The organism is Streptomyces sp. BJ20 (assembly GCF_022869105.1).
GTDB lineage: Bacteria > Actinomycetota > Actinomycetes > Streptomycetales > Streptomycetaceae > Streptomyces > Streptomyces griseoincarnatus.
On sequence record NZ_CP094918.1, the window covers coordinates 5,364,835 to 5,388,777 of the forward strand.

The following is a 23,943-nucleotide window of genomic DNA, read 5'->3' on the forward strand; positions in this document are numbered from 1 at the left end:
GCCAAGACTGTTGTCCGCCGCCTGCGGCCCGTCGCGGGCTGGTCGCGCAGTTCCCCGCGCCCCTGAAGGGGCGTTTCCGGCCCGGCCGCCCGCGGGCAGTCGCGCCGCCTGGGGCGATGGGGGTACTCCCGCTCGGGCGAACCGAGAGTATGGAAGGGTGAGCGCAACGGCAGCCGCGCGGCACCGTCGGGGGCACGGGGCGTCCCCCGTGCCCCCGGCCGCTCAGGTCAGTTCCGGCGCCCCCGCCGTGACAACAGCACCGCTCCCCCACCAGCCGCCAGCAGCGCCACCGCCCCCGCCGCCACGTACGGCGTGGCCGAATCCCCGCCCGTCTCCGCGAGGTTGGTCTCCGCCGGAGCGGCCTGTCCCGCGCGGGCGCCCTGGGGCTCGACGGCGGGCTCCGCCTTCTCAGGGGCCTCGGGGGCCTCGGGGGCAGCGGCCTCCGGCTCCTCCGCGGCTGCCGCCGGCGTCTCGCACCGCGACTCCGCCAGCGTGACCCGCCCCTCCACCTCGGCCACGTTCAGCTTCGCCGGGTTGACCGACACCTCCAGCTTCAGGGCGGTGGCCGCGGCCGTGGACGACGTCGTCCCGGTCGTGGACAGGTCGAGGCGGACCGACCCCACCCCCGGCACGTCGACGTGCGTCGGGCCGCCCGCGCTCAGGGAGACCCGCTTGCCGAGGACGGTGACGGCGGCGGGCAGGGTGACGGAGGCGTGCGGGGTCCTGCCGGACTCGCAGACCGCCTTGGAGCCGACCGCCTCGAGTTCGACGAGCGACAGCAGCGGCAGTCCGGGGACCTGCAGGCGGGCGTCGGCGAGGGTGGTGGACGCCTCCGCCCTGTTCCCCTCGACGGTCGCGACCGCGTCGGCCACCTCCGCGCGCAGCACGCTGAACGGCCTGCCCCGGTCGACGCCGTCCAGGGTGGCGGTCAGGGCCGTCTTCCGCGCGCTGTTCGGTGCCTCGACCTCGTTGAGGGAGACGGTGAGCGGGACCTGCACCGACTTGTTGAGCAGGGACACGTCGAGGTCGGTGCGCAGCACGGAGGCGCTCGCGTGGCCGTGGCCCTCGGTGGCGTACGCCGGCGCCGCGCCGGCGAGGGCGACGGGTACCGCGGTGAACGCGCAGGCCACGGCTGCGACGGACCAACGGCGGGCAGGCGTACGGAAGTTGATGGTGTACAAGGTGGTGGGACCCCCATGAGACTCTGCTGGGACCCGGACAGAATGTCCGCGCCCCCGCCGCCTCGTCAGCGATCCGATGACTCTTCACCCCTTCGGGGAAGGTCGGAGAACGTTTTCGATTTCCGGGGCACGGATGTTCGCGGCCTTCACCCTCCCGTGCCCCACCGGCGAGCGTGTCCTACGCGACGACGCGCCCGTCGAGCACCACCCGGCGCGGAGCGGTGAGCACCCGGAGGTCCGCGCGCGGGTCGGCGTCGTAGACCACCAGGTCCGCCGGGGCGCCCTCCTCCAGGCCGGGGCGGCCGAGCCAGGCCCTGGCCTTCCAGGTGCCGGCGGCCAGCGCCTCGACGGGCGGCAGGCCGGCCTTGGCCAGTTCCGCCACCTCCTCGGCGGCGAGCCCGTGCGGGAGGGTGCCGCCGGCGTCGGTGCCGACGAAGACGGGGATGCCGGCGTCGTAGGCGGACCGCACGGTGTCGTAGCGGCGCTCGTGGAGCCGGCGCATATGGGCGGACCAGCGCGGGAACCTGGCTTCGCCGCCGTCGGCGAGCGCGGGGAAGGTGGCGATGTTGACCAGGGTGGGCACGATCGCGACGCCCCGCTCGGCGAACAGCGGGACGGTCTCGTCGGTGAGCCCGGTGGCGTGCTCGACACAGTCGATGCCGGCTTCGACGAGGTCGCGCAGGGAGTCCTCGGCGAAGCAGTGGGCGGTGACGCGGGCGCCCAGTCGGTGCGCCTCCGCGATGGCCGCCTCCACCGCGCCGCGCGGCCAGCAGGCCGACAGGTCGCCCAGGTCGCGGTCGATCCAGTCGCCGACCAGCTTCACCCAGCCGTCGCCGCGCCGAGCCTCCTGGGCGACGTACGCGACGAGGTCGTCGGGCTCGACCTCCCAGGCGTAGTTGCGGATGTAGCGACGGGTGCGCGCGATGTGCCGCCCGGCCCTGATGATCTTCGGGAGGTCCTCGCGGTCGTCGGTCCACCGGGTGTCCGAGGGCGATCCCGCGTCGCGCAGCAGCAGTGCGCCGGCGTCCCGGTCGGTGAGCGCCTGCTTCTCCGCGACGTCCTCGGGGACGGCCCCGTGCCGGTCGAGACCCACGTGGCAGTGGGCGTCGACCAGACCGGGCAGCACCCAGCCGTCGACGGTCCGGACGTCACGGGCGCCGGCGGGACGGTCGTAGGAGATGCGGCCGTCGATCACCCACAGCTCGTCGCGGACCTCGTCCGGGCCGACGAGGATCCGCCCCTTCACGTGCAGCACCGCGCGTTCGCTCATGCACCGCACCCTAGTTGCGCGTCAGCCGGACTTCCCCACCTGGTCCGACGTCTCCTCCTCGACCTGCGCCATGGCCGGGTCGAGGAGCCGGGAGAGGAAGTGACGGGTGCGCTCGTGCCGTGGCGCGCCGATGACCCGCTCGGGGGTGCCGTCCTCGACGACCACGCCGCCGTCCATGAAGACGACCCGGTCGGCCACCTCGCGGGCGAAGGTCATCTCGTGCGTGACGACCATCATCGTCATGCCCTCGTCGGCGAGCATCCGCATCACCGCGAGGACGTCGCCGACCAGTTCGGGGTCGAGCGCCGAGGTGGGCTCGTCGAACAGCATCACCTCGGGGCCCATGGCGAGCGCGCGGGCGATGGCGACGCGCTGCTGCTGGCCGCCGGAGAGGGAGGACGGGTAGGCGTCCGCCTTCTCGGCGAGGCCGACCCGTTCCAGGTTCCGCGCGGCGACCTTCGCGGCCTCCGCCTTGCCGCGCCGGAGCACGCGGCGCTGCGGCAGGGTGAGGTTCTCCGTCACGGTCAGGTGCGGGAACAGGTTGAACTGCTGGAAGACCATGCCGATACGGCGGCGTACGGCGTCGATGTCGACGTCCGGGTCGGTCATCTCGGTGCCGCCGACGAAGACCTGGCCCTTGCCGGGTTCCTCCAGGAGGTTCACGCAGCGCAGAAGCGTGGACTTGCCGGAGCCGGACGGGCCGATGACGCAGACGACCTCGCCCTGGCCGATCTCCAGGTCGATGCCGCGCAGCACGTGGTTGTCGCCGAACGACTTGTGCAGTCCGCTGACGCGGATCTCGGGGCGGCTCATCTGACGGCCTCCTGGGCCTTGGCCTCCATGCGGCGCACGACGAAGCCGAGCGGGATGGTGATCAGCAGGTAGCACAGGCCGGCCACCAGGATGGGCGTCGAGTTGGCGGTCTGGCTGGCCAGGTCACGGCCGTACTTGGACAGCTCGCGCTCCTCCAGGGTGACACCGAGGAACAGCACCAGCGAGGAGTCCTTGAACAGCAGGACCAGCTCGTTGGTGAGCGGCGGGAGGATGATCCGGAACGCCTGCGGGATGATGATCGACACCATGGCGCGGCCGGGTGAGAAGCCCAGCGAGCGGGCCGCCTCCATCTGCCCCTTGGGCACGGCCTGGATGCCGGCGCGGATGGTCTCCGCCATGTAGGCGGCGGCCACCAGGCCGAGCGCGAGGGCGACCTTGCCGTACGTCCCGCCGATGATCTCCGTGCCGGGGAAGGCGAGCGGGACGGCGACGCCGATGAAGATGAAGATCAGCAGGGCGGGCAGGCCACGGAAGATCTCGATGTAGATGCCGGCCAGCCAGCGGTAGGGCCCGACGGACGACAGCCGCATCAGCGCGATCAGCATGCCGAGCGCGAGCCCGACGCCGAAGCCGGTCACCGTGTAGAGGATGGTGTTCTTCAGCGCGAGCGTGATGACCTCGGGGAACATCCGCTCGGCGATCTCGACCTGCGCGAACTGGTTCTGCAGCCGTCCCCAGTCCGCGGTGACGCCGAAGGCGATCACGGCCGCGACGAACACGGCGTACTGGATGCCGCGCGACACGCTGCGCTTCTGCCGCCGGGTCAGGCCCTTCCGCCTGGGCCGGAGCGGCGTCTCGTCCGTGTCGGCCATGGGTCAGGAGGCGGCCGGGGAGGCGGCGGACTCGTCGTACGGGCCGATCCACTGCTCGTACAGCTTCTCGTACGTGCCGTCGGCCTTGGCGTCGGCGAGCGCCTTGTTCACGGCCTCCTGGAGGGCCTTGTTGCCCTTCTTCACGGTGAAGCCGTACTGCTCGCCGGTGTCGATCTGCTCGGCGACGGTGAAGGCGTCCGCGTTGGCCTCGTCCTTCAGCCAGCCCTGGACGACGGGGTAGTCGATGACGACGGCCTTGACCTGGCCGGTGCGCAGGCCGTTGAGGACGGCGTCGGAGGACTCGAAGGAGACCGGGTCGAAGCCCTCGCCCTTGACGTAGTCCTCGCCGGTGGTCTGTGCCTGGGCGCCCAGCTCGACGTTCTCCGACTTCACGTCGGCGAGGGAGCCGACGCCGCTGTCCTTGGCGACGAGGACGGCCTGGGTGGCGTTGAAGTACGGGTCGGAGAAGTCGACGTTCTTCTTCCGCTCGTCGGTGATGGTCATGCCGGCCGCGGCCAGGTCGCACTCGCCGGAGTTGAGGAAGGCGCCGGTCTTGAAGTTCTCGAACGGCGTGTCGAGGATCTGCTGCTTCACGCCGAGGTCGTCGGCGACCAGGTCGATCAGGGCGACGTCGAAGCCCTGCACCTTGCCGTCGATCTCCGACTGGAACGGCGGGTACGGCAGGTGGGTGCAGGTGGTGAGCTGCCCCGCCTTGACGAGCTCGACCCCGCCGGCGGTCGTGGACCCTCCGCCTCCGTCGTCGGTGGACGTGCAGGCGGCGAGGAGCACCATCCCGGCCGTCGCGGTGGTGGCAACCAGGACCCGGGTCCTGCGGCCGGGATGCGTCTTCACGGAGGCCTCCTGTGGGGGAAACGGAACCGTCCGCCGAAGGTTTACCCTCGACGTCGTCGTACCTACCCGCGCTGCCGTGAAGCATGAGCAAAGAGAGCACAGCCGTGACGAACCTCCTCCTGGACCTGCCCCCGCTGACCGCCGCGCGCTTCGCCTCGATCGAGGACCGGGTGGCGCGGCTGCTGGGCACCGGGCAGGACGTGCTGATCACCCAGGGTGAGGCGCTGCTGCCGCTGGAGGGCGCGATCCGTGCGGCGGCCGGGCCCGGGACGACCGCGCTGAACGTCATCACCGGCCCCTACGGGCAGACCTTCGGCGACTGGCTGCGGGACTGCGGAGCCACCGTCATCGACCTGACCGTGCCGTTCCACACGGCGGTGACCGCCGAGCAGGTGCGGGACGCGTTCGCCGAGCACCCGGAGATCGACTTCGTGTCGCTGGTGCACGCCGAGGCCGCCACCGGCAACACCAACCCGGTCGCCGCGATCGGCGAGGTCGTGCGGGAGCACGGGGCGCTGTTCTACCTGGACGCGGTCGCCTCGGTGGGCGCGGAGCCGGTGCTGCCGGACGCGTGGGGCGTGGACCTGTGCGTCATCGGGGCGCAGAAGGCGATGGGCGGACCCGCCGGGGTGTCGGCGGTCTCGGTGAGCGAGCGTGCCTGGGCCCGCATGGCGGCCAACCCGAACGCGCCGCGCCGCTCCTACCTCTCCCTCCTGGACTGGAAGGAGCGGTGGATCGACGGTGGCCGCAAGACGCTGCTGCACGCTCCGGCGCAGCTCGAGATGCTCGCGCTCGAGGCGTGCGTGGAGCGGATCGAGGCGGAGGGACCGGAGGCGGTGATGGCGCGGCACGCCTCGGCTGCCGCCGCGACCCGTGCGGGTGCGACGGCGCTCGGCGGGGGGATCGCGCCGTACGTCCACGACGCGGCGGACGCGGCGCCGGTCGCCACGACGCTGCGGGCGCCGGACGGTACGACCGCGTCGGATCTGGTCGCGCGGGCGTTGGCGGCCGACCCCGGCCTGCCTCTCGCCGCGGGGGGCGGCGCCCTGGCCCGCGAGATGATCCGCGTCAATCACTACGGGCCCGAGGCCACCCGTGGCACGGTCCGGGCGTGCTTGGCGGCTCTGGCTACGGCCCTGACGGACGCGGGGGTGTCGGTCGACCTGCCCGCGGGGCTGGCGGCGGCGGAGCGGGCCTGGGTGTGAGCGAGGCGGGGCCCCACGGCCCTGGACGAGCTTCTTGGGCGCCGGTGCCGATGCGGGGCGGGGGTGCCGCGCAGGCCCGGGGACGGGACCACCTGTGCGCCGGGCGCCCCCTGTACGGCACCGGACGCATCGCCGACGGGCCGCCGGCCGGCACGGACGTCAGCCCGCGCCGGGTGCTGATCCATGTGATCGAGGAGCATGCGCGCCACAACGGCCACGCCGACCTTCTCCGGGAGCGCATCGAAGGGGTGACCGGGGCGTGAATTCAAAGGGATTACCGAAATCCCTCGCACACATACTCCCGCGACATTCTCCGGCTTATTTCCCTATTACTCTGCGGAACAGCTTCCCGTCTTCTTCTGCCCGGTCTTCCGGAGCCTAAACGCCCCAATCCAAGGAGTGGCCACCGGGCGTTTCCAGGGGTGGTCACGAGAGTTACACAGATGTGACCGGATCCACAGCGCGCCCCATTTGTACCACTTCCTCCCGTGTGAAACGGGACATTTCACCGGCGTCTCGCGCGGACACACCCGTACGCGCGATAACACATGACGCGCTCGTACGTAACCCCGCAGGACGATGCAATTTTGAATTTACCTCGGTAAGTTCAATTCGCATGACTGCCGCACAAGCAGACCTGCAAATCGACCGCCCGACCGTGGCGGACGGAGCCGTGCTGTGGCGGATAGCCAGGGACTCGAAGGTCCTCGACCTGAACTCGTCGTACAGCTATCTGCTGTGGTGCCGTGACTTCGCCGCCACCTCGGCCGTCGCTCGCGACGAGCGCGGAGAGGCGGTCGGCTTCATCACCGGCTACCTCCGCCCGGACAGCCCGCGCACCCTGCTGGTCTGGCAGGTCGCCGTCGACGAGGCGTACCGCGGCCGCGGCCTGGCCGCCGCCATGCTCGACGCGCTGGCCGCCCGGACCGCCGGGGAGCACGGCGTGGACACCGTGGAGACCACCGTCGCACCCGGCAACACCGCCTCCGAGCGCCTGTTCACCGCGTTCGCGGAGCGCCACGGCGCCCTGCTGGAGCGCGAGGTGCTCTTCGACACCCCGGACTTCCCCGACGGACCCCACGACCCCGAGGTCCTGCACCGCATCGGGCCCTTCGCGCTCTGACGCGCGGGCCCGACCCCCCGATCTTCCGACTCCCTCCGACTTCCCACGCCACCGAGGAGCGATTCGTCGTGACCATCACCCAGCCCGACCTCAGCGTCTTCGAGACCCTCGAGTCCGAGGTGCGCAGCTACTGCCGCGGCTGGCCCACCGTCTTCGACCGTGCGCACGGCAGCCGCATGTACGACGAGGACGGCCACGAGTACCTCGACTTCTTCGCCGGAGCCGGTTCACTCAACTACGGCCACAACAACCCCGTCCTGAAACGCGCCCTGATCGACTACCTGGAGCGGGACGGCGTCACGCACGGCCTCGACATGTCGACGACGGCCAAGCGCGCGTTCCTGGAATCCTTCCAGAACTACATCCTGCGCCCGCGTGACCTGCCGTACAAGGTCATGTTCCCGGGCCCGACGGGCACCAACGCCGTGGAGTCCGCGCTGAAGCTGGCGCGCAAGGTGAAGGGCCGCGAGTCCGTCGTGTCGTTCACCAACGCCTTCCACGGCATGTCACTGGGCTCGCTCGCCGTGACCGGCAACGCCTTCAAGCGGGCCGGTGCCGGTGTCCCGCTGGTGCACGGCACGCCCATGCCGTTCGACAACTACTTCGACGGCCAGGTCCCGGACTTCCTGTGGTTCGAGCGCATCCTGGAGGACCAGGGCTCGGGCCTCAACAAGCCGGCCGCCGTGATCGTCGAGACCGTGCAGGGCGAGGGCGGCATCAACGTGGCCCGGCCCGAGTGGCTGCGCGCCCTGTCCGAGCTGTGCGAGCGCCAGGACATGCTGCTCATCGTCGACGACATCCAGATGGGCTGCGGCCGCACCGGCGCGTTCTTCTCCTTCGAGGAGGCGGGCATCACGCCGGACATCGTCACCGTCTCCAAGTCGATCAGCGGCTACGGCCTGCCCATGGCGCTGACCCTGTTCAAGCCGGAGCTGGACGTCTGGGAGCCGGGCGAGCACAACGGCACGTTCCGCGGCAACAACCCCGCGTTCGTGACGGCCACCGCCGCCCTTGAGGCGTACTGGGCGGACGGCTCCGCGATGGAGAAGCAGACCCGGGGGCGTGGCGAGCAGGTGGATCAGGCGATGATCGCCATCACCGAGGAGAACCTCGCCGACGTCAAGGAGTACCGCGGCCGCGGCCTCGTGTGGGGCCTGGAGTTCCACGACAAGGAGCGCGCCGGCCGGGTCGCCAAGCGCGCCTTCGAGCTCGGTCTGCTGATCGAGACGTCCGGCCCGGAGAGCGAGGTCGTCAAGCTGCTCCCCGCCCTGACCATCACCCCGGACGAGCTGGACGAGGGCCTCAGGGTCCTGGCCCGCGCCGTCCGCGAAACCGCCTGAAACACATCCAGCCGAGGAGGCATCGCAACACCGTGATCGTCCGTTCGTTCAAGGAGATCGAAGGCACCGACCGGCACGTGAAATCGGCGTCCGGCACGTGGGAGAGCAAGCGCATCGTCCTCGCCAAGGAGAAGGTCGGCTTCTCCGTGCACGAGACGATCCTGTACGCGGGTACGGAAACGGACATGTGGTACGCGAACCACATCGAGGCCGTCGTCTGCACCAAGGGCGACGCCGAGCTGACCGACCGCGAGACCGGGAAGACCTACCACATCACGCCCGGCACCATGTACCTCCTCGACGGCCACGAGCGGCACACGCTCAAGGTCAAGGAGGACTTCCACTGCATCTGTGTCTTCAACCCGCCCGTGACCGGACGGGAGGACCACGACGAGAACGGCGTCTATCCGCTGCTCACCGAGGAGGTGTGATCCACCGTGACCACGACCACGCGCGTCACCGATCTCTACCCGACCCGCGGCGCCACCGAGGTGGTCACCCCGCGCCAGGACCCGGTCGTCTGGGGTTCCCCGGACACCCCTGGCCCCGTCTCCGCGGGTGACCTCCAGGCGCTGGACCGCGACGGCTTCCTGGCCGTCGACCAGCTGATCGGCCCGGACGAGGTCGAGGTCTACAAGCGCGAGCTGGACCGGCTGGTGGACGACCCGGCGATCCGCGCGGACGAGCGCTCGATCGTCGAGCCGAAGTCCCAGGAGATCCGCTCGGTCTTCGAGGTGCACAAGATCAGCGAGGTCTTCGCGAACCTGGTGCGCGACGAGCGGGTCGTCGGGCGCGCCCGGCAGATCCTCGGCTCGGACGTGTACGTCCACCAGTCGCGGATCAACGTCAAGCCCGGCTTCGGCGCGAGCGGCTTCTACTGGCACTCGGACTTCGAGACCTGGCACGCCGAGGACGGCCTGCCGAACATGCGCACCATATCGGTCTCGATCGCGCTCACCGAGAACTACGACACCAACGGCGGTCTGATGATCATGCCGGGGTCGCACAAGACGTTCCTCGGCTGCGCGGGCGCCACCCCGAAGGACAACTACAAGAAGTCCCTGCAGATGCAGGACGCGGGGACGCCGTCCGACGAGGCGCTGACCAAGATGGCGTCGGAGTACGGCATCAAGCTGTTCACCGGCAAGGCCGGCTCGGCGACCTGGTTCGACTGCAACTGCATGCACGGCTCCGGCGACAACATCACGCCGTACCCGCGCAGCAACGTGTTCATCGTGTTCAACAGCGTCGAGAACACGGCGGTCGAGCCGTTCGCGGCTCCGATCCGCCGCCCCGAGTTCATCGGCGCGCGGGACTTCACCCCCGTGAAGTAGGGACACGTACGGCGGTGACGTGTGCGCACCGCCTCACCGACTGCGGGCCGGGCCTCCTCGTGTGGGACAAGGAGGCACCGGCCCGCTGCCGTGCGCTCAGCCGGACAGCGCGTCGAGCAGCCGGTCCACGTCGGCGGCCGTGTTGTAGAGGTGGAACGACGCCCGCAGGTTGCCGGCCCGGTTCGACACCTCGATGCCCGCCCGCGACAGCTCCGGCTGAAGCCGCCCCAGCCCCGGCACGGACACGATGGGCGAGCCGGGCGCGGGCAGGGGCTCATGGCCCAGCGAGGCGAGTCCGGCGCGGAAGCGGTCGGCGAGGGCGAGGTCGTGGGCGCGGACGGCGTCCACGCCGAGCTCCTCGAGGAGCGTGAGGGACGCCCGCAGGCCCGCGTAGCTGAACAGCGCGGGGGTGGAGTCGAACCGCCGTGCGCTGTGGGCGAGTTCGGCGACGGGGCCGTAGCAGCTGCCCCACGGGTCCTCCCCCGCCGTCCAGCCGGCCTGCACCGGGACCAGGTCGCCGAAGTCCTCGGGGACGGTGAGGAAGGCCGCGCCGTGCACGCCCAGCAGCCACTTGAAGGTGATGGCGACGGTGTAGTCGTACGCGTCGGCCTCCACCGGCAGCCAGCCCGCCGCCTGGGAGAAGTCGACGTAGGTGCGCGCCCCCTGGGAGCGGGCCGCCTCGCGCAGCGCGGGCAGGTCGGCGATCCGGCCGTCGGCGGACTGCGCGGCGCTGACCGCGACCAGCGCGGTGCCCGGCCGCACGGCGTCGGCCAGGCCCTCCAGCGGCGCGGACCGCACCTTCAGGTCGCCGCGCGCGTGGAAGGGGTTCAGCACGGAGGTGAAGTCGTCGTCGGCGGTGAGGACGTCGGCGCCCGGCGGCAGGGACGCGGCGACCAGCGAGGAGAACAGGGCGACGGTCGCCCCGGCCGCCACCCGCTCGGCGGGCACGTCCGCCAGCCGGGCGTACGCGGCACGGCACGCCTCGACGTCGGCGAACAGCGGATCGAGCGGGCGCCCTTCCGCGCGCAGCCGGACGGCCGCGTCGAGCGCGGCCACGGCCCGGGCGGGCAGCAGGGCGTTGCTCGCGGTGTTCAGGTAGGTGTTCTTCGGGGTGAACTCGGCACGGACGAGGCTCTCGAAGGTCTCCATGGGACCACTCTGCGACCCCTCCGGGCCCCCGTCCATCACATATGTCTGCGGGGTACCGCTAAGGAATGCTTATACGTCCGCTGTACGTACCCGCCGGCCTGCGCATTCCACCCTTACGCGTTCTGCCCCCGCTTGTTCTCCCGCTCGGGCACCGCGCAGCCGTCCGGGCCGCAGGCCTCGGCGTCCGTGCCCCCGTCGACGAGGGTCAGCGGGGACCTCTCGCCCCAGGCCTGGGCGAGCGCCCGGGTGAAGACGTCGACGGGCTGGGCGCCGGAGACGCCGTACTTCCGGTCGAGCACGAAGAACGGCACCCCGCGCGCGCCGAGCCGGGCGGCGTCCTGCTCGTCGGCGCGGACCTCGGCGGCGTACGCCTCCGGGTCGGCGAGCACCGCGCGGGCGGCCTCGGGGTCGAGGCCGGCGGCGCCGGCGAGTTCGACGAGCCGCTCGTCGTCGCCGAACAGGGAGCGCTCCTCGGCGAAGTTGGCCCGGTAGAGCAGGTCGAGCAGCCGCTCCTGGCCGCCGTGCTCGCGGGCGAAGTGCAGCAGGCGGTGCATGTCGAAGGTGCCGCCGTGGTCGCGGCCCCGGGTGCGGTAGGGCAGCCCCTCGGCGGCGGCCTGGGCGCCCAGGTTGTCCTCGCCCGCCTCGGCCTGCTCCTGGCTCATGCCGTACTTCTTGGTGAGCATCGTGAGCACGGGCTCGACGTCGTCCTTGGCGCGGCCCGGGTCGAGCTCGAAGGAGCGGTGGACCACCTCGACCCCGTCGCGGTGCGGGAAGGAGGCCAGCGCCTTCTCGAAGCGGGCTTTTCCGACATAGCACCAGGGGCAGGCGATGTCGCTCCAGATCTCGACGCGCATGGGCGGGCTCTCTCCAGGGTCGGCACGGCTGCGGAGACGTCCTCCGCGTGCGGAGACGTCCTCCGCGACCGGATGAACGTTCAAGCATCCGCCGGCATTCCCCGACGGGCCCCTGACCTCGCTCAGCTTCCGTCGCGCAGGTCCGGCGGCCAGTGCAGCCGGTACTCGATGTGGTCGAAGGTCACCACGCACCCCTCCCCCATCGGCGACTGGGTCGCGAACCCGACCAGGGCCGCTCCCGTCTCCTTCTCGTCGCCGAGGGTGAACAGCCGGACGAAGATCCACTGCTTGCCGTCGCGCGAGGCGTGGAAGGCGAGGGCGCGCCCGGTGCGGCTCACCCGCAGCCAGACCGTCTTGCCGTCCACGGTGAAGGAGTTGGCGTCGTCGGAGTGGCCCCGGGTGACGACCGTGCAGACGGTGGGCACGTCCGGGGAGTACTCCAGGCACAGCTTGGCCCACGCCCGCTCGCCGACGTGGACGTAGAGCACCCCGGCGTCGAAGGAGCCGGCGAAGCCGACCGTGACCCGGGCGATCAGCTGGAAGTCGCCCTCGGGCGCGCCGAGCAGCCGCGGCGCGTCGGCGGCGGACTCCAGGGACTCGCCGGTGGGCGGCACGAAGCGGTCCTGCCGGGGCCCCGCCCATCCGGTGAGGACTCCGTCCTCGTAGGACCAGGAGCCGTCGGGGCCGTAGGTCCGCAGCGGGAAGGGGAGTTCGGGTATGTCCAGGTCCATGGGGGGATTGTCCCAGGAGCGGGCCCGCCGCGCGTGGCGGATCCCGGTCAGCGGTCCCGGAAGGTGTCCAGGGCGGCCCCGGTGACGAGGTACCGGTCGGTCCTCGGGGTGGCCTTCCGTGTGACGGTGAAGCGCCGGCCGGCCCAGGGGCCCGTCGCGTCCACTGCTGTGCTCCCGGTGTCGGTGGGGTGTGCCGCCGGCGGAGGTCCTCGCCGGCTCCGCCGTCGTCGCGGGGCGGGCCGTGCGGGCGCAGTCCTCGGAAGTCGCGGTAGACAACGGCCGGTGATGATACGGACGTTGACGGACGCCGTTCACTTTCGTCGCTCGGGACCGCTACGGAGGGAGGATGCCGGCGCCCCGGTGCGGGCCCCTAGGGTCGGGCGGGTGGACACAGCGCAGACCTCTCGCCCCGCCCGCCGCTCGCTGTCCCGGCCGGCCACCGCCTCCCCCTGGTCGCGGGGCCGGATCGCCGGGGAGACCGTGCTGCTCCTGGTGCTGGCGGGCATCGCGGGCCCGATGTACGCCATGGAGAGCGGATCCACCGCGAAGGGCTGGGCGGTGGCCCTGCTCGTCGGTCTGCTCTCGCTGGTCCGGCGGTCGCTGCCCGCCACCGTGCTCGTCGTCTCGGCCGCCCTGGCCGGCTCGGTTCTCGGCGCCGGCCCGCTGCTCATGTACGCGAGCTGGTCGGCGGGCAGTCGCATCAAGCGCCCCTGGCGCGCGGTCGGCGCGTACGCCGCCGGGCTGGTGCTGTACGTCGCGGGCGGTCTGCTCGGGGACGGGGCCGAGGACGCGCTGGAGCTGTCGCTGCTGATGGCGGCGGCCCTGGGCACGGGCCCCTACCTGGTGCTGGCGGTCGTTCCGGGGCTCGCCTCCCGGTACCGCGCGCAACGCCGTGACCTGCTGGAGGCACTGCGCCGGCACAACGCCCAACTGGTGCGCGAACAGGCGATGGTGGCACGGCAGGCGCGGCTGCTGGAGCGGCAGCGGATCGCCCAGGACATGCACGACAGCCTCGGCCACCAGCTCGCCCTGATCGCGGTGCACGCGGGGGCGCTCGAGGTGGACCCGGAGCTCGGCGGCCGGCAGCGGGAGGGAGTGGGCATCCTGCGGGAGGCCGCCAGGTCGGCGATGCGGGAGCTGCGCGAGGCCGTCGGCATCCTCCGGGTGGACACCGAGGGGCCGACCACGCCCGCTCCCGGCCCCGAACCGGAGGCGGCGGGGGCGACGCCCGCCCGGGGCGCCGCCGGGGTGGACGCGCTGGTCGCGTCGTCGCGGGGCGCGGGCGCGCCGGTGGAGCTGCGCCGCCGGGGCGATGCGCGGCCGCTCGCCCCGGCCGCGGACCACGCGGTGTACCGCATCGTCCAGGAGGGCCTCACCAACGCGCACAAGCACGCGCCGGGCGCCCCGATCACCGTGGAGCTGCGCTACGAGCCGGACAGCCTGGTGGTGGAGGTGGCCAACGCGCCGGTGCCGGACGGGACTCCCCCGGCGCCGCCCGCCATCAGCGGCGGCCAGGGGCTGGCGGGGCTCGGTGAACGGGCCCGGCTGGTCGGCGGCATGGTGCACAGCGGCCCCTCCCCCGACGGCGGCTTCCGGCTCGCCGGTGTGCTGCCGTACGGCGACGGCGCCTCGCCGGTCGGCCGCGAGGACGCGACGTCCGTCGTCGCGGGACACGACGTTCGGGGGCAGAGCGGGGCGGGCGCCGCGGGCGACGGTGGAGCGGACATCGAACGCTCCGACCCGAAGGAGTACGCCGCCATCATGAGCAGCAAGAAGAACGTCGCCCTGGGCTGCGCCCTCGTCTCCGTCGTCCTCGTCGCCGGCACCGTCGCCCTGCTGGCGTGGGGGGTGAACAAGATGATCGACGAGGTGCAGAAGGGGATCATACCGGCGTACGTGTACGAGGACGCGCGCGTCGGCGACGCCGAGGCGGACCTGCGCGAGCACTTCCCCGAGGGCGACTCGCTGCTCACCGACGGCGTCGAGGAGCAGGGCCCGCCGCTGCCCGAGGACGCGGTGTGCGAGCACTTCGTGGACGACGAGAAGGACGTCGTGTACCGGTTCTGCTTCCGCGACGGGAAGCTGGTGGCCAAGGAGTCCTATCCGCACGTGGTCTGACGGGCCGCCGACTCCGGGCCGGCGGCGGGATCGGGCATGATGGCATGGCTCCGCCATCCGCCCGTCCCACCGCACCGCGCAGGAGGCCGCGTGATCCGGGTCCTGGTCGCCGACGACGAGCCGCTCATCCGGGCCGGCATCAGGATGATCCTCACCTCGGCCGACGACATCGACGTCGTGGCCGAGGCGCGGGACGGCCGGGAGGCCGTGGAGACCGCCCGCTCCACCGCCGTCGACGTGGCGCTGCTGGACATCCAGATGCCGGAGCTGGACGGGCTGACGGCGCTGGCCGAGATCGGCCGGGTCGCGCCCCGGGTGCGGGTGCTGATCCTGACGACGTTCGGGGAGCGGGAGAACGTGCTGCGGGCGCTGGGTCACGGCGGCGCCGGGTTCCTGCTGAAGGACTCCGCGCCGCAGGAGCTGATCCACGCGGTCCGCGCGGCGGCGGCCGGCAACGCCTACCTCTCCCCGGCCGCCACCCGGCACGTGGTGGACACCCTGGCCTCGCCCGCCGCGACCGCACGCGGCGAGGAGGCGCGCCGCCGGCTGTCCGGGCTCACCGAACGGGAGCTCCAGGTGCTGGCGCTCCTCGGGGAGGGGCTGTCCAACGCGGACGCCGGGGCCCGGCTGCACATGAGTGAGGCCACGGTGAAGACGTACGTCAGCCGGATCCTGGCCAAACTGGACTGCGACAACCGGGTGCAGGCCGCGCTCCTGGCCCGCGACGCGGGCCTGGAGCCGGCCGGCGGATGAGCTGCGGTCAGCGCTCCAGGCGGCCGTTGAAGCGGCGGGGCAGCCCGAGCGGGTTGTCGTCCTTCAGCTCCGGCGGCAGCAGCGCCTCGGGGGCGCCCTGGTAGACGACGGGCCGCAGCCAGCGTTCGATCGCCGTGCCGCCCACGGAGGTGGACGTGGAGGTGGTCGCCGGGTAGGGGCCTCCGTGGTGCTGGGCGGGGGCGACGGCGACGCCGGTCGGCCAGCCGTTCACCAGGACGCGTCCCGCGAGCGGCGTGAGCTCCCGCAGCAGTTCTGCGCCGCGGCCCTCTCCGGCCGCCTCCTCGGAGGACAGGTGCACGGTCGCGGTGAGGTTGCCCGGGAGCCGGGACAGCACCGCCCGCACCTCCGCCTCGTCCGTGTAGCGGGCCACCACGGTGACGGGCCCGAAGCACTCCTCCAGCAGCAGGTCGTAGGCGCCCTCGCGGGTCAGCCGCTCCGCCGGGACGGTGAGGAAGCCGGCGCTGACGGTGTGCTCGCCGCCCGCGCCCGCGGTCACCGGGGTCGCCACGTCGGGGAGCTGGGCGCGCTCGGTGACCCCGGCGAGGAAGTTGTCGCGCATGCGGTGGTCGAGGAGGACACCGGGGTCGGTGTCGCTGACCGCGTCCGTGAGGGACTTCAGCAGGGCGTCGCCTGCCGCGGAGGCCGGTGCCAGGACGAGGCCCGGCTTCACGCAGAACTGGCCCACGCCCAGCGTCATCGATCCGGCCAGCCCCGCGCCGATCGCCTCGCCGCGCTCGGCGGCGGCGGCCTCGGTGACCAGGACCGGGTTGAGCGAGCCCAGTTCGCCGTGGAACGGGATGGGCACGGGACGGGCGGCGGCCTCGTCGAAGAGGGCGCGGCCGCCGCGGACCGAGCCGGTGAAGCCGGCGGCCGCGACCATCGGGTGCCGGATCAGCTCGATGCCGGCGTCGAAGCCGTGCACCAGGCCGAGGACGCCGTCGGGCACACCCTGCCGGGCCGCGGCCCTGCGGATCACCTTGGCGACCAGCTCCGACAGGGCGGGGTGGTCGGGGTGCGCCTTGACGACGACGGGGCAGCCGGCCGCGAGCGCGCTCGCGGTGTCGCCGCCGGCCACGGAGAAGGCGAACGGGAAGTTGGACGCCGAGTAGACGGCGACGACGCCCAGCGGGATCTTGTAGCGGCGCAGGTCCGGGACCGGCGGGGTGGCGGTGTCGTCGGGATGGTCGACGACGACGTCGAGGAAGGCGCCCTCCTCGACGATGCCGGCGAAGGCGCGCAGCTGGTAGCAGGTGCGGGCGAGTTCGCCGGTGAGGCGGACCGGGCCGAGCGCGGTCTCGGCGTCGGCGGCCTCGACGAGCCGGTCGCGGGCGGCTTCCAGTTCGTCGGCGGCGGAGCGCAGGAAGGCGGCGCGGACGGTGCGGTCGGTCAGCGCCTCGCGCGCCTCGTCGGCGGCCCGGACGGCGGCGTCCACCTCCTGGGCTGTGGCCTCCACCGCAACCTGTTCACGCTGCTTCCCGGTTCGGGGGTCGACACTCCAGACTGGTGCTGCTGCCACCGCGGGTCCCTCCACTTGAATGCCGCATGCAATGCCGCAGTATGTACGTCACCCCCAGCAGGTGTTCGATATACTGAACACTGTCTCTGTGGGTGAATGCGCTTAGGAGACTATTTCCCGGCGAACGAAGGGGTCAAGGGCGATGTCGGCTGGCGAGACGGGCGGCGGGGCGCAGGTCAAGTCCGCGGTACGGACCGTTGAACTGCTCGAATACTTCGCCGGACGCCCCGGGATGCACTCCCTGGCGGCGGTCCAGGAGGCCGTCGGCTACCCCAAGTCCAGCCTGTACATGCTGCTGCGCACGCTCGTCGACCTCGGCTGGGTGGAGACGGACGCGACGGGCACCCGCTACGGCATCGGCGTGCGGGCGCTGCTGGTCGGCACCTCGTACATCGACGGCGACGAGGTCGTCGCGGCGGCCCGGCCCACGCTGGACCGGCTCTCCGACGACACCACCGAGACGATCCACCTGGCGCGTCTCGACGGCACCAACGTCGTCTACCTGGCCACCCGCCAGTCCCAGCACTACCTGCGCCCCTTCACCCGCGTCGGGCGCCGGCTGCCCGCGCACTCGACCTCGCTGGGCAAGGCGCTGCTGAGCACGTACACGGACGAGCAGGTCCGCAAGATGCTGCCCGAGACGCTGCCCGCGCTCACCGAGAACACCATCACCGACCGGGAGAAGCTCATCGAGGAGCTGCACCAGGTGCGGGAGCAGGGCTTCGCGGTGGACCGCGAGGAGAACACCCTGGGGCTGCGCTGCTTCGGCGTGGCGATCCCCTACCGCACGCCCGCCCGGGACGCCATCAGCTGCTCGGTCCCGGTGGCCCGGCTCACCCCCGCCCACGAACAGATGGTGAAGGACGCCCTGTTCGACGCCCGCGACCGGCTGACCCTGGCCACCCGGAGGCTCTGACCCGTGGACATCGCCCTGCGCCCGGTGCACGACAGCGACCTGCCCGTCTTCTTCCGGCAGACGAACGACCCGGAATCGGTGCGGATGGCCGCCTTCACCCCTGAGGACCCGGCCGACCGCGACCGCTTCGAGGCGAAGTGGGCGCACATCCGCAGCTCCCCGGAGATCGTGGCGCGCACGGTGCTCGTGGACGGCGACGTGGTGGGCTCCGCCTCCGTCTTCGGCGAGGCGGGCGAGCGCGAGGTGACGTACTGGATCGACCGCGCCTACTGGGGCAAGGGCATCGCCACGGCCGCGCTGCGCCTCCTGCTGGCGGAGGTCACCGACCGGCCGCTGTACGCGCGCGTGGCCGCCGACAACGCGGGCTCGCTGCGGGTGCTGCGCACGTGCGGCTTCGAGGTCACCGGCAGGGCCACGGCGTACGCGCCGGGCCGCGGTGAGGAGACGGACGAGCTGGTGCTGGCCCTGGAGGGCTGAGCCGGCCCCGCGCCACGCCCCCACCGGCCCGCACGTGCGGCAGGGTGAGCCGTCTCACGCCCACCGGGCGACCGTATGAACAACCGATGAGAATCCGGCCGGACGGGAACGTCCTGCCCTCTCCCGCTCGTCTGTCCCCACGCGATGAACAGGACGATCAGGCGTGCCTCCGTCTTCACGCTGCTCCTGGTGTTCGCCCTGCTGGTGCGGGCGACCTGGGTGCAGTTCTACGAGGGCCGGGCACTGGCGGACGACAACGACAACCGGCGCAACGCGATCGAGACGTACGCGGAGCCGCTGGGGAACATCGTCGTGGGCGGTGAGCACATCACCGGCTCGGCGCGGACGAAGGGGAGCGACCTCGCGTACAAGCGCACCTACACGAACGGCCCGCTGTACGCGGCGGTGACCGGCTACGCCTCGCAGGCCTACGCGCCGACCCAGCTCGAGGGCATCTACGCGGACGTCCTCAACGGCACGGACCCCCGTCTGAGGACGGTGACGGACATGGTCACCAACGGGCGGTCCGCCCCGGGGGACGTGGTGACGACCGTCGACCCGGCCGTGCAGAAGGCGGCGTACGAGGCGCTCGGCGACAAGAAGGGCGCCGCGGTCGCCATCGACCCGGAGACCGGCCGGATCCTCGCCGCCGTGTCGACCCCGTCGTACGACCCGGCCTCGCTGACCGACGCCAACACCGCCGGCGAGGCGTGGACGCGGCTGAACGAGGACCCGGACAAGCCGCTGACCAACCGGGCGCTGCGCCAGCCGCTGCCACCCGGCTCGACGTTCAAGCTGGTGGTGGCGGCCGCCGCGCTGGAGGACGGGCTGTACTCCTCGGTGGACGAGCGGACCGACAGCCCCGACCCGTACCCGCTGCCGGACTCGTCGAAGGACCTCACCAACGAGAACCCGTCCGCGCCCTGCGAGAACGCGTCGATCCGGGTGGCGCTGCAGTACTCCTGCAACAACGTCTTCGGCAAGATGGCCGTCGACCTCGGGCAGGACAAGGTGCGGGACATGGCGGAGAAGTTCGGCTTCAACGACGAGAAGCAGGACGTCCCGGTACGCGCCTACACCAGCGTGTACCCCTCGGACATGGACCGGCCCCAGACCGCGCTGAGCGGTATCGGGCAGTTCGACGTGACGGCGACGCCGCTGCAGATCGCGATGGTGTCGGCGGCGCTCGCGAACGACGGCGAGCTGGTGTCGCCGCACATGGTGTCCCGGGTGACCGACAGCGGCGGCGACGTGCTGGAGGACCACGACGAGGACGCCTCGACGCGGCGGATCGTCAGCTCCTCGACCGCCGAGCAGCTGCGGTCGGCGATGCAGACGGTGGTGAACGAGGGCACGGGCACCAACGCGCAGCTGTCCGGCGCCACGGTGGGCGGCAAGACCGGCACGGCACAGCACGGCGAGAACAACAGCAAGACGCCGTACGCCTGGTTCACCTCGTACGCCGAGTCCGACGCGAACGGCAAGAAGGTCGCCGTGGCGGTGCTGGTGGAGCAGTCGGACGCGGCCCGCTCGGAGGTCAGCGGCAACGGGCTGGCCGCCCCGATCGCGCGGGAGACGATGAGGGCCGCGCTCCAGGACTGACCTGGCGGGACACACACGTGCGGGCCGCCCCGGTGCTCGAAGGGGGCGGCCCGCTTCCACGCCCGACGGTCAGACGCCGAGCAGCTGCTCGATCGGATCGATCGCGAAGTACACCAGGAACAGCGCGGAGGCGCCCCACAGCAGCCAGTGGACCTCCTTGGCGCGGCCCAGCACCGTCTTGACGAGGACGTAGGCGAGGAAGCCGGCGCCGATGCCGTTGGTGATGGAGTAGGTGAACGGCATCACGGCGATGGTGAGGAACGCCGGGACGGCGATCTCGTAGCGGTCCCACTCGATGTGCTTGACCTGGGTCATCATCAGGAAGCCGACGGCGACCAGGGCGGGGGCGGCGGCCTGGAGCGGGACGATGGTGAGCAGCGGGGTGAGGAACAGCGCGAGCCCGAACAGCGAGCCGGTGACCAGGTTGGCGAAGCCGGTGCGGGCGCCCTCTCCGACGCCGGCCGCCGACTCGATGTAGGAGGTCGCCGAGGAGGCGGAGGCGGCGCCGCCCGCGACGGCCGCGGCTCCGTCGATCAGCAGCACCTTGCCGAGGCCGGGCACCTTGCCGTCCTCGTCCAGCAGACCGGCCTCGGCGCTGACGCCGACGACGGTGCCCATGGTGTCGAAGAAGTCGGACAGGACCAGGGTGAACACCAGCAGCACGACGGTGACCACGCCGACCTGGCCGAACGCGCCGAACAGGCTGAACTGGCCGAGCAGTCCGAAGTCGGGGGCGTCCACGATCCTGTCGGGCCACTCGGGCGTGGTGAGGCCCCACGTCTCGACGTCGGCGACCGCGTTGATGACCAGCGCGACGACGGTCATGGTGACGATGCTGACGAGGATCGCGCCGCGCACCTTGCGGGCGAGCAGGCCGACGGTGAGGAGCACGCCGACGCAGAACACCAGCATCGGCCAGCCGGCGAGGGTGCCGGTGCTGCCGAGCTGGACCGGCACGGTGGTGTTCGCGGCGTCCGGGATGCGGGTGACGAAGCCGGCGTCGACGAAGCCGATCAGGGCGATGAACAGGCCGATGCCGACGCTGATGGCCTGCTTGAGCTGCTGCGGGATGGCGTGCATGACGGCCTCGCGCAGCCCTGTCACCACCAGGACGCAGATGAGCAGGCCCTCCAGCACGATCAGGCCCATCGCGTCGTCCCAGCTCATCAGCGGGGCGAGCTGGAAGGCCACGACCGCGTTGAGGCCCAGTCCGGCGGCCAGGGCGAGCGGCAGGTTGCCGCCGACGCCCATGACGATCGTCATCACTGCGGCCACCAGGGCGGTGGCGGTGGTGAGCTGCACGGGGTCGAGCTGCTCACCGAACTTGTCCTTCGCGCTGCCCAGGATGAGCGGGTTGAGCACGAGGATGTAGGCCATCGTGAAGAAGGTGGCGAAGCCGCCGCGTATCTCCCGGCCGAACGTCGAGCCTCGTTCGGTGATCCGGAAGAACCGGTCGACACCCGTCACCGTGGACGGCCCGGCGTCCTGCCGTTCGGCCGTCTTCTGTGCCTCGGACATGCAACTGCTCCTCGATGAGCGGGAGATGATGATCTGCTGAACGCTGGCTGGATTGTGCCCGTGCCGTACGTCGTTCCGGTGTGCTTCGTGTGACGGATTGGCATACCGGCGGGCCGGACACCGTCCGGGCCCCTCGCACGGGGCGTCACGGGCGCAGCACGGAGTCCAGCCACGCGTACGTCTCGTCCTGCATCGGGGAGTCGAAGGTGTGACCGTGGTCGGGCCTGACCCGCAGCCGCAGCCGTTCCTCGGCGTCCCAGGACCGCCACACCGTGCGCAGCCTGTCGTACGCGGCCCGTACGCCGTCGGCGGGGAAGTGGGGGTCGCGTCCGCCGTGGAGGAACAGCATCGGCTTGGGCGCGGCGATGCCCGCCACGTCGGGAAGGTCGAGGTGGCGGGCGAGTCCGGGGTGCAGCATGTGGAACGCGGACTGGCCGCGCAGTGTGTTGTTGCCCGGCACAAGCAGCTGCTTGAGCCCGGACATCCAGCAGACGCTCGCGGCGGCGGTGACGTGGTCGCACAGCGCCGCGGCCTGCCAGGCGCGGTAGCCGCCCATGGACCAGCCGGCGGCGGCGACCCGGCGGGCGTCGACCCGGTCGAGGCCGGCGAGGAAGGCGGCGGCGCGCTGGTCCTCGCGGGCGTGCAGTCCGGCGAGGGAGGAGCCCAGCTGGTAGAGGGTGCTCGCGAGCGCCTGCTGCTCCTCGTACACGAGCGGGCCGCGTTCGCCCCAGCCGAGCGCGTCGAAACACAGCACGGCGTACCCACGGCGGGCGAGTTCGTCGCCGGGGAAGCGGCCGTCGAAGTGGCGTGCGGCCCACTCCCCGGCGGAGACGAGCCGGGTGTCGTCGTACCAGGGGCGGACGCACTTCTCCTTGCCGATGTCGAAGCGGGAGCCGTGGTCGTGGAGCAGCAGGACGGCCGGGAAGGGGCCGGTGCCGTGCGGGGTGAGCAGGACGCCGCGGGCCCGGGTGCGGCGGGTGAGCGTGACGGTCACCAACTCCCGTGCGTAGGCGTCCCCGTCGGGTCCGGGGATGTGCTCGGGGTCGTAGGGCAGGGCGGGTTCGGCGGGGACGAGGAGCGCGTCCTCCACCACGGCCCGCGCCGTCCGGTGCCAGCGTGCGGGGTCGCGGACGGGTGAGGTCCCCCAGGCGAGCGGGAACGTCAGGTCGTCCTTGAGCGCGTCGAGCAGGCCGGGCGGCCCGGGCAGGGAGGTCATGCCCGGGGCCGCCAGTCGCCGAGCCAGGCCTGGCGGGTGTGCGTGGCGGCCTGGGCCGACGTGAGCTGGGGACGGTTGGCGGGAACGGCGATCACCGCGCCGGGGCCGGTGTTGCGGTACTCGGCGAACCGCTGGTCCTGCCAGGGGTACCCGCTCGCCATGTTCGTATAAGGCGCGACCGCGTCGATGCCGGCGCCGAGGCGGGTGTCGCGGACGGTGAGCATGGGCCGGGCGGTCGGGTCGGAGCTGGGCACCCAAGGGCGGGCCAGCTTGTAGTAACCGTCCGGCGCCTCGCTGCTGACGCGGCTGCCGGTCACCAGGAAGCCGTGCGGGTTGGCGACGGCGGTGGAGGGCGCGAAGACGAAGCCGGACGGGGCGGACGTCAGGTCGGGGCGGACCAGGGTGCGGAAGTGGCAGTCCTCGAACACCGCCGTGGCCCGGCCGAAGACGAAGTCGACGTCGCCCTCGGCGTAGCAGCGCGCGAAGTACTGGCGGGCCACGGTGTCCAGGGACGCCGAGTCGGCGTAGAGGGTGTCCTGGTGACCGAGGAACCGGCAGTCGAAGAAGGCGCTGCGGTCGCCCACGACCTTGACGGCGACGGCCTGGGGGCCGCTGACGCCGGGGTGGTCGGCGCGCAGCCAGTCGTTGGCGAAGGTGATGCGGCGGGCGGTGAAGCCGTCGGGGCGCAGGGTGGTGGTGGCCGAGCCCGAGGTGCCGTAGCTGCCGCCGCCGGGCTTGGGGGTGCCGGCCGCGTTGTCGTACACGACGACCACGTCACGGGGGTCGCCGGAAGCGCCGATCCAGGTCATGCCGGTGCGGTCGGCGGGGACGGAGACGGTCTCGCGGTAGACGCCGGGGGCGATGACGAGGGTGCGTCCGGTGCCGGTGGCGGCGTCGACGGCGGCCTGGAGGCCGGTGAAGTCGCCCGCGCCGCGCGGGTGGACGTACAGGGTGGTGGCGGTGAGCCGCGCGGAGGGCGAGCCGTGGCGGCCGAAGGGGCGGTGCGGACGGCGGTGGGCGTGGGCGGGTGCGGCGGACAGGGCCAGGCCGGAGCCGGCCGCGGCGCCGGCCAGCAGGACGTTCCTCCGGGACAGGTGCGAGGGCATGCGGGTGCTCCTTGG

Annotated in this window: 23 protein-coding genes; 11 read left to right on the forward strand and 12 right to left on the reverse strand. The window is 72.3% G+C overall.

Translation table 11 applies throughout. The annotated features are described in order from the left end of the window. Nucleotides 1–227 precede the first annotated feature (227 nt). The 5 genes from MTR79_RS24265 to MTR79_RS24285 all read right to left on the reverse strand — a co-directional run bounded on the left by MTR79_RS24265 (nt 228) and on the right by MTR79_RS24285 (nt 4,949). Nucleotides 228–1,181: an SCO1860 family LAETG-anchored protein gene (locus MTR79_RS24265; protein WP_244791961.1), complete on the reverse strand. Its 954-nt coding sequence runs from the start codon at nt 1,179–1,181 to the stop codon at nt 228–230. A gap of 178 nt (nt 1,182–1,359) precedes the next feature. Then, the gene (locus MTR79_RS24270; RefSeq protein ID WP_086701390.1) at nt 1,360–2,451 is read right to left on the reverse strand and encodes an amidohydrolase family protein; all 1,092 of its coding nucleotides are present in this window, start codon (nt 2,449–2,451) and stop codon (nt 1,360–1,362) included. A gap of 21 nt (nt 2,452–2,472) precedes the next feature. Continuing rightward, complete coding sequence (locus tag MTR79_RS24275; RefSeq protein WP_244791962.1) at nt 2,473–3,264, reverse strand: amino acid ABC transporter ATP-binding protein; 792 nt, start codon at nt 3,262–3,264, stop codon at nt 2,473–2,475. Further along, nucleotides 3,261–4,097 (reverse strand): amino acid ABC transporter permease, encoded by an 837-nt coding sequence (locus MTR79_RS24280; protein WP_244791963.1) that lies wholly within the window; start codon nt 4,095–4,097, stop codon nt 3,261–3,263. Before MTR79_RS24280 ends, MTR79_RS24275 begins: the two co-directional genes overlap by 4 nt. Nucleotides 4,098–4,100: 3 nt before the next feature. Next, nucleotides 4,101–4,949, reverse strand: coding sequence for a transporter substrate-binding domain-containing protein (locus tag MTR79_RS24285; RefSeq protein WP_086701392.1), 849 nt, complete (start codon nt 4,947–4,949; stop codon nt 4,101–4,103). Between the two features lie 104 nt (nt 4,950–5,053). On the opposite strand from MTR79_RS24285, the gene MTR79_RS24290 reads away from it, so the two are divergent. From MTR79_RS24290 to thpD, 6 genes are all read left to right on the forward strand, one after another. After that, the gene (locus MTR79_RS24290) at nt 5,054–6,154 is read left to right on the forward strand and encodes an aminotransferase class V-fold PLP-dependent enzyme (RefSeq protein WP_189366364.1); all 1,101 of its coding nucleotides are present in this window, start codon (nt 5,054–5,056) and stop codon (nt 6,152–6,154) included. A 50-nt stretch (nt 6,155–6,204) separates the two neighbouring features. Beyond that, nucleotides 6,205–6,417 carry a DUF664 domain-containing protein gene (locus MTR79_RS24295; protein WP_346089890.1) on the forward strand — a complete coding sequence of 71 codons (213 nt, stop codon included), beginning with the start codon at nt 6,205–6,207 and terminating at the stop codon, nt 6,415–6,417. 353 nt (nt 6,418–6,770) lie between these two features. Beyond that, nucleotides 6,771–7,277 (forward strand): diaminobutyrate acetyltransferase, encoded by a 507-nt coding sequence (gene ectA, locus MTR79_RS24300; RefSeq protein ID WP_086701397.1) that lies wholly within the window; start codon nt 6,771–6,773, stop codon nt 7,275–7,277. 68 nt (nt 7,278–7,345) lie between these two features. Then, entirely contained in the window at nt 7,346–8,617 is a 1,272-nt protein-coding gene (gene ectB / locus MTR79_RS24305; protein ID WP_048458477.1) for a diaminobutyrate--2-oxoglutarate transaminase, read from the forward strand. A 32-nt stretch (nt 8,618–8,649) separates the two neighbouring features. Beyond that, a complete protein-coding gene (locus tag MTR79_RS24310) occupies nt 8,650–9,048 on the forward strand; it encodes an ectoine synthase (protein WP_004932953.1) in 399 nt (132 codons plus the stop codon). A 6-nt stretch (nt 9,049–9,054) separates the two neighbouring features. Beyond that, complete coding sequence (thpD, locus tag MTR79_RS24315; RefSeq protein WP_048458475.1) at nt 9,055–9,951, forward strand: ectoine hydroxylase; 897 nt, start codon at nt 9,055–9,057, stop codon at nt 9,949–9,951. Nucleotides 9,952–10,047: 96 nt separating this feature from the next. Here the strand turns inward: thpD and MTR79_RS24320 are convergent, their stop codons facing one another. From MTR79_RS24320 to MTR79_RS24330, 3 genes are all read right to left on the reverse strand, one after another. Further along, nucleotides 10,048–11,100, reverse strand: a complete 1,053-nt coding sequence (locus MTR79_RS24320; protein WP_086701398.1) for an aminotransferase class V-fold PLP-dependent enzyme — start codon at nt 11,098–11,100, stop codon at nt 10,048–10,050. Between the two features lie 113 nt (nt 11,101–11,213). Then, nucleotides 11,214–11,954 (reverse strand): DsbA family oxidoreductase, encoded by a 741-nt coding sequence (locus tag MTR79_RS24325; protein ID WP_086701400.1) that lies wholly within the window; start codon nt 11,952–11,954, stop codon nt 11,214–11,216. 122 nt (nt 11,955–12,076) lie between these two features. Continuing rightward, nucleotides 12,077–12,685 (reverse strand): DUF1349 domain-containing protein, encoded by a 609-nt coding sequence (locus MTR79_RS24330; protein ID WP_048458472.1) that lies wholly within the window; start codon nt 12,683–12,685, stop codon nt 12,077–12,079. A 384-nt stretch (nt 12,686–13,069) separates the two neighbouring features. Between MTR79_RS24330 and MTR79_RS24335 the strand changes: the two genes are divergently transcribed. Together MTR79_RS24335 and MTR79_RS24340 are read left to right on the forward strand one after the other, a co-directional pair. Beyond that, on the forward strand, nt 13,070–14,803 hold the full coding sequence (locus tag MTR79_RS24335; protein WP_086701401.1) for a histidine kinase: 1,734 nt from the start codon (nt 13,070–13,072) through the stop codon (nt 14,801–14,803). Between the two features lie 90 nt (nt 14,804–14,893). Beyond that, nucleotides 14,894–15,556 (forward strand): response regulator transcription factor, encoded by a 663-nt coding sequence (locus MTR79_RS24340; RefSeq protein WP_048458469.1) that lies wholly within the window; start codon nt 14,894–14,896, stop codon nt 15,554–15,556. A 7-nt stretch (nt 15,557–15,563) separates the two neighbouring features. Here MTR79_RS24340 and MTR79_RS24345 read toward each other — a convergent pair whose 3' ends face one another. After that, nucleotides 15,564–17,093, reverse strand: coding sequence for an aldehyde dehydrogenase (NADP(+)) (locus tag MTR79_RS24345; protein ID WP_189366360.1), 1,530 nt, complete (start codon nt 17,091–17,093; stop codon nt 15,564–15,566). A 142-nt stretch (nt 17,094–17,235) separates the two neighbouring features. Between MTR79_RS24345 and MTR79_RS24350 the strand changes: the two genes are divergently transcribed. The 3 genes from MTR79_RS24350 to MTR79_RS24360 all read left to right on the forward strand — a co-directional run bounded on the left by MTR79_RS24350 (nt 17,236) and on the right by MTR79_RS24360 (nt 20,088). Next, nucleotides 17,236–18,009, forward strand: coding sequence for an IclR family transcriptional regulator (locus MTR79_RS24350; protein ID WP_004989734.1), 774 nt, complete (start codon nt 17,236–17,238; stop codon nt 18,007–18,009). Between the two features lie 3 nt (nt 18,010–18,012). Continuing rightward, nucleotides 18,013–18,486 carry a GNAT family N-acetyltransferase gene (locus MTR79_RS24355; protein WP_048458466.1) on the forward strand — a complete coding sequence of 158 codons (474 nt, stop codon included), beginning with the start codon at nt 18,013–18,015 and terminating at the stop codon, nt 18,484–18,486. 144 nt (nt 18,487–18,630) lie between these two features. Continuing rightward, a complete protein-coding gene (locus tag MTR79_RS24360; RefSeq protein WP_086701404.1) occupies nt 18,631–20,088 on the forward strand; it encodes a penicillin-binding transpeptidase domain-containing protein in 1,458 nt (485 codons plus the stop codon). A gap of 69 nt (nt 20,089–20,157) precedes the next feature. On the opposite strand, the gene MTR79_RS24365 is transcribed toward MTR79_RS24360, so the two are convergent. From MTR79_RS24365 to MTR79_RS24375, 3 genes are all read right to left on the reverse strand, one after another. After that, nucleotides 20,158–21,606 (reverse strand): NCS2 family permease, encoded by a 1,449-nt coding sequence (locus MTR79_RS24365; RefSeq protein WP_086701406.1) that lies wholly within the window; start codon nt 21,604–21,606, stop codon nt 20,158–20,160. Nucleotides 21,607–21,751: 145 nt separating this feature from the next. Continuing rightward, a complete protein-coding gene (locus MTR79_RS24370; protein ID WP_244791964.1) occupies nt 21,752–22,822 on the reverse strand; it encodes a dienelactone hydrolase family protein in 1,071 nt (356 codons plus the stop codon). Further along, nucleotides 22,819–23,928 (reverse strand): pectinesterase family protein, encoded by a 1,110-nt coding sequence (locus tag MTR79_RS24375; RefSeq protein WP_244791965.1) that lies wholly within the window; start codon nt 23,926–23,928, stop codon nt 22,819–22,821. Before MTR79_RS24375 ends, MTR79_RS24370 begins: the two co-directional genes overlap by 4 nt. Between the last annotated feature and the right edge of the window lie 15 nt (nt 23,929–23,943).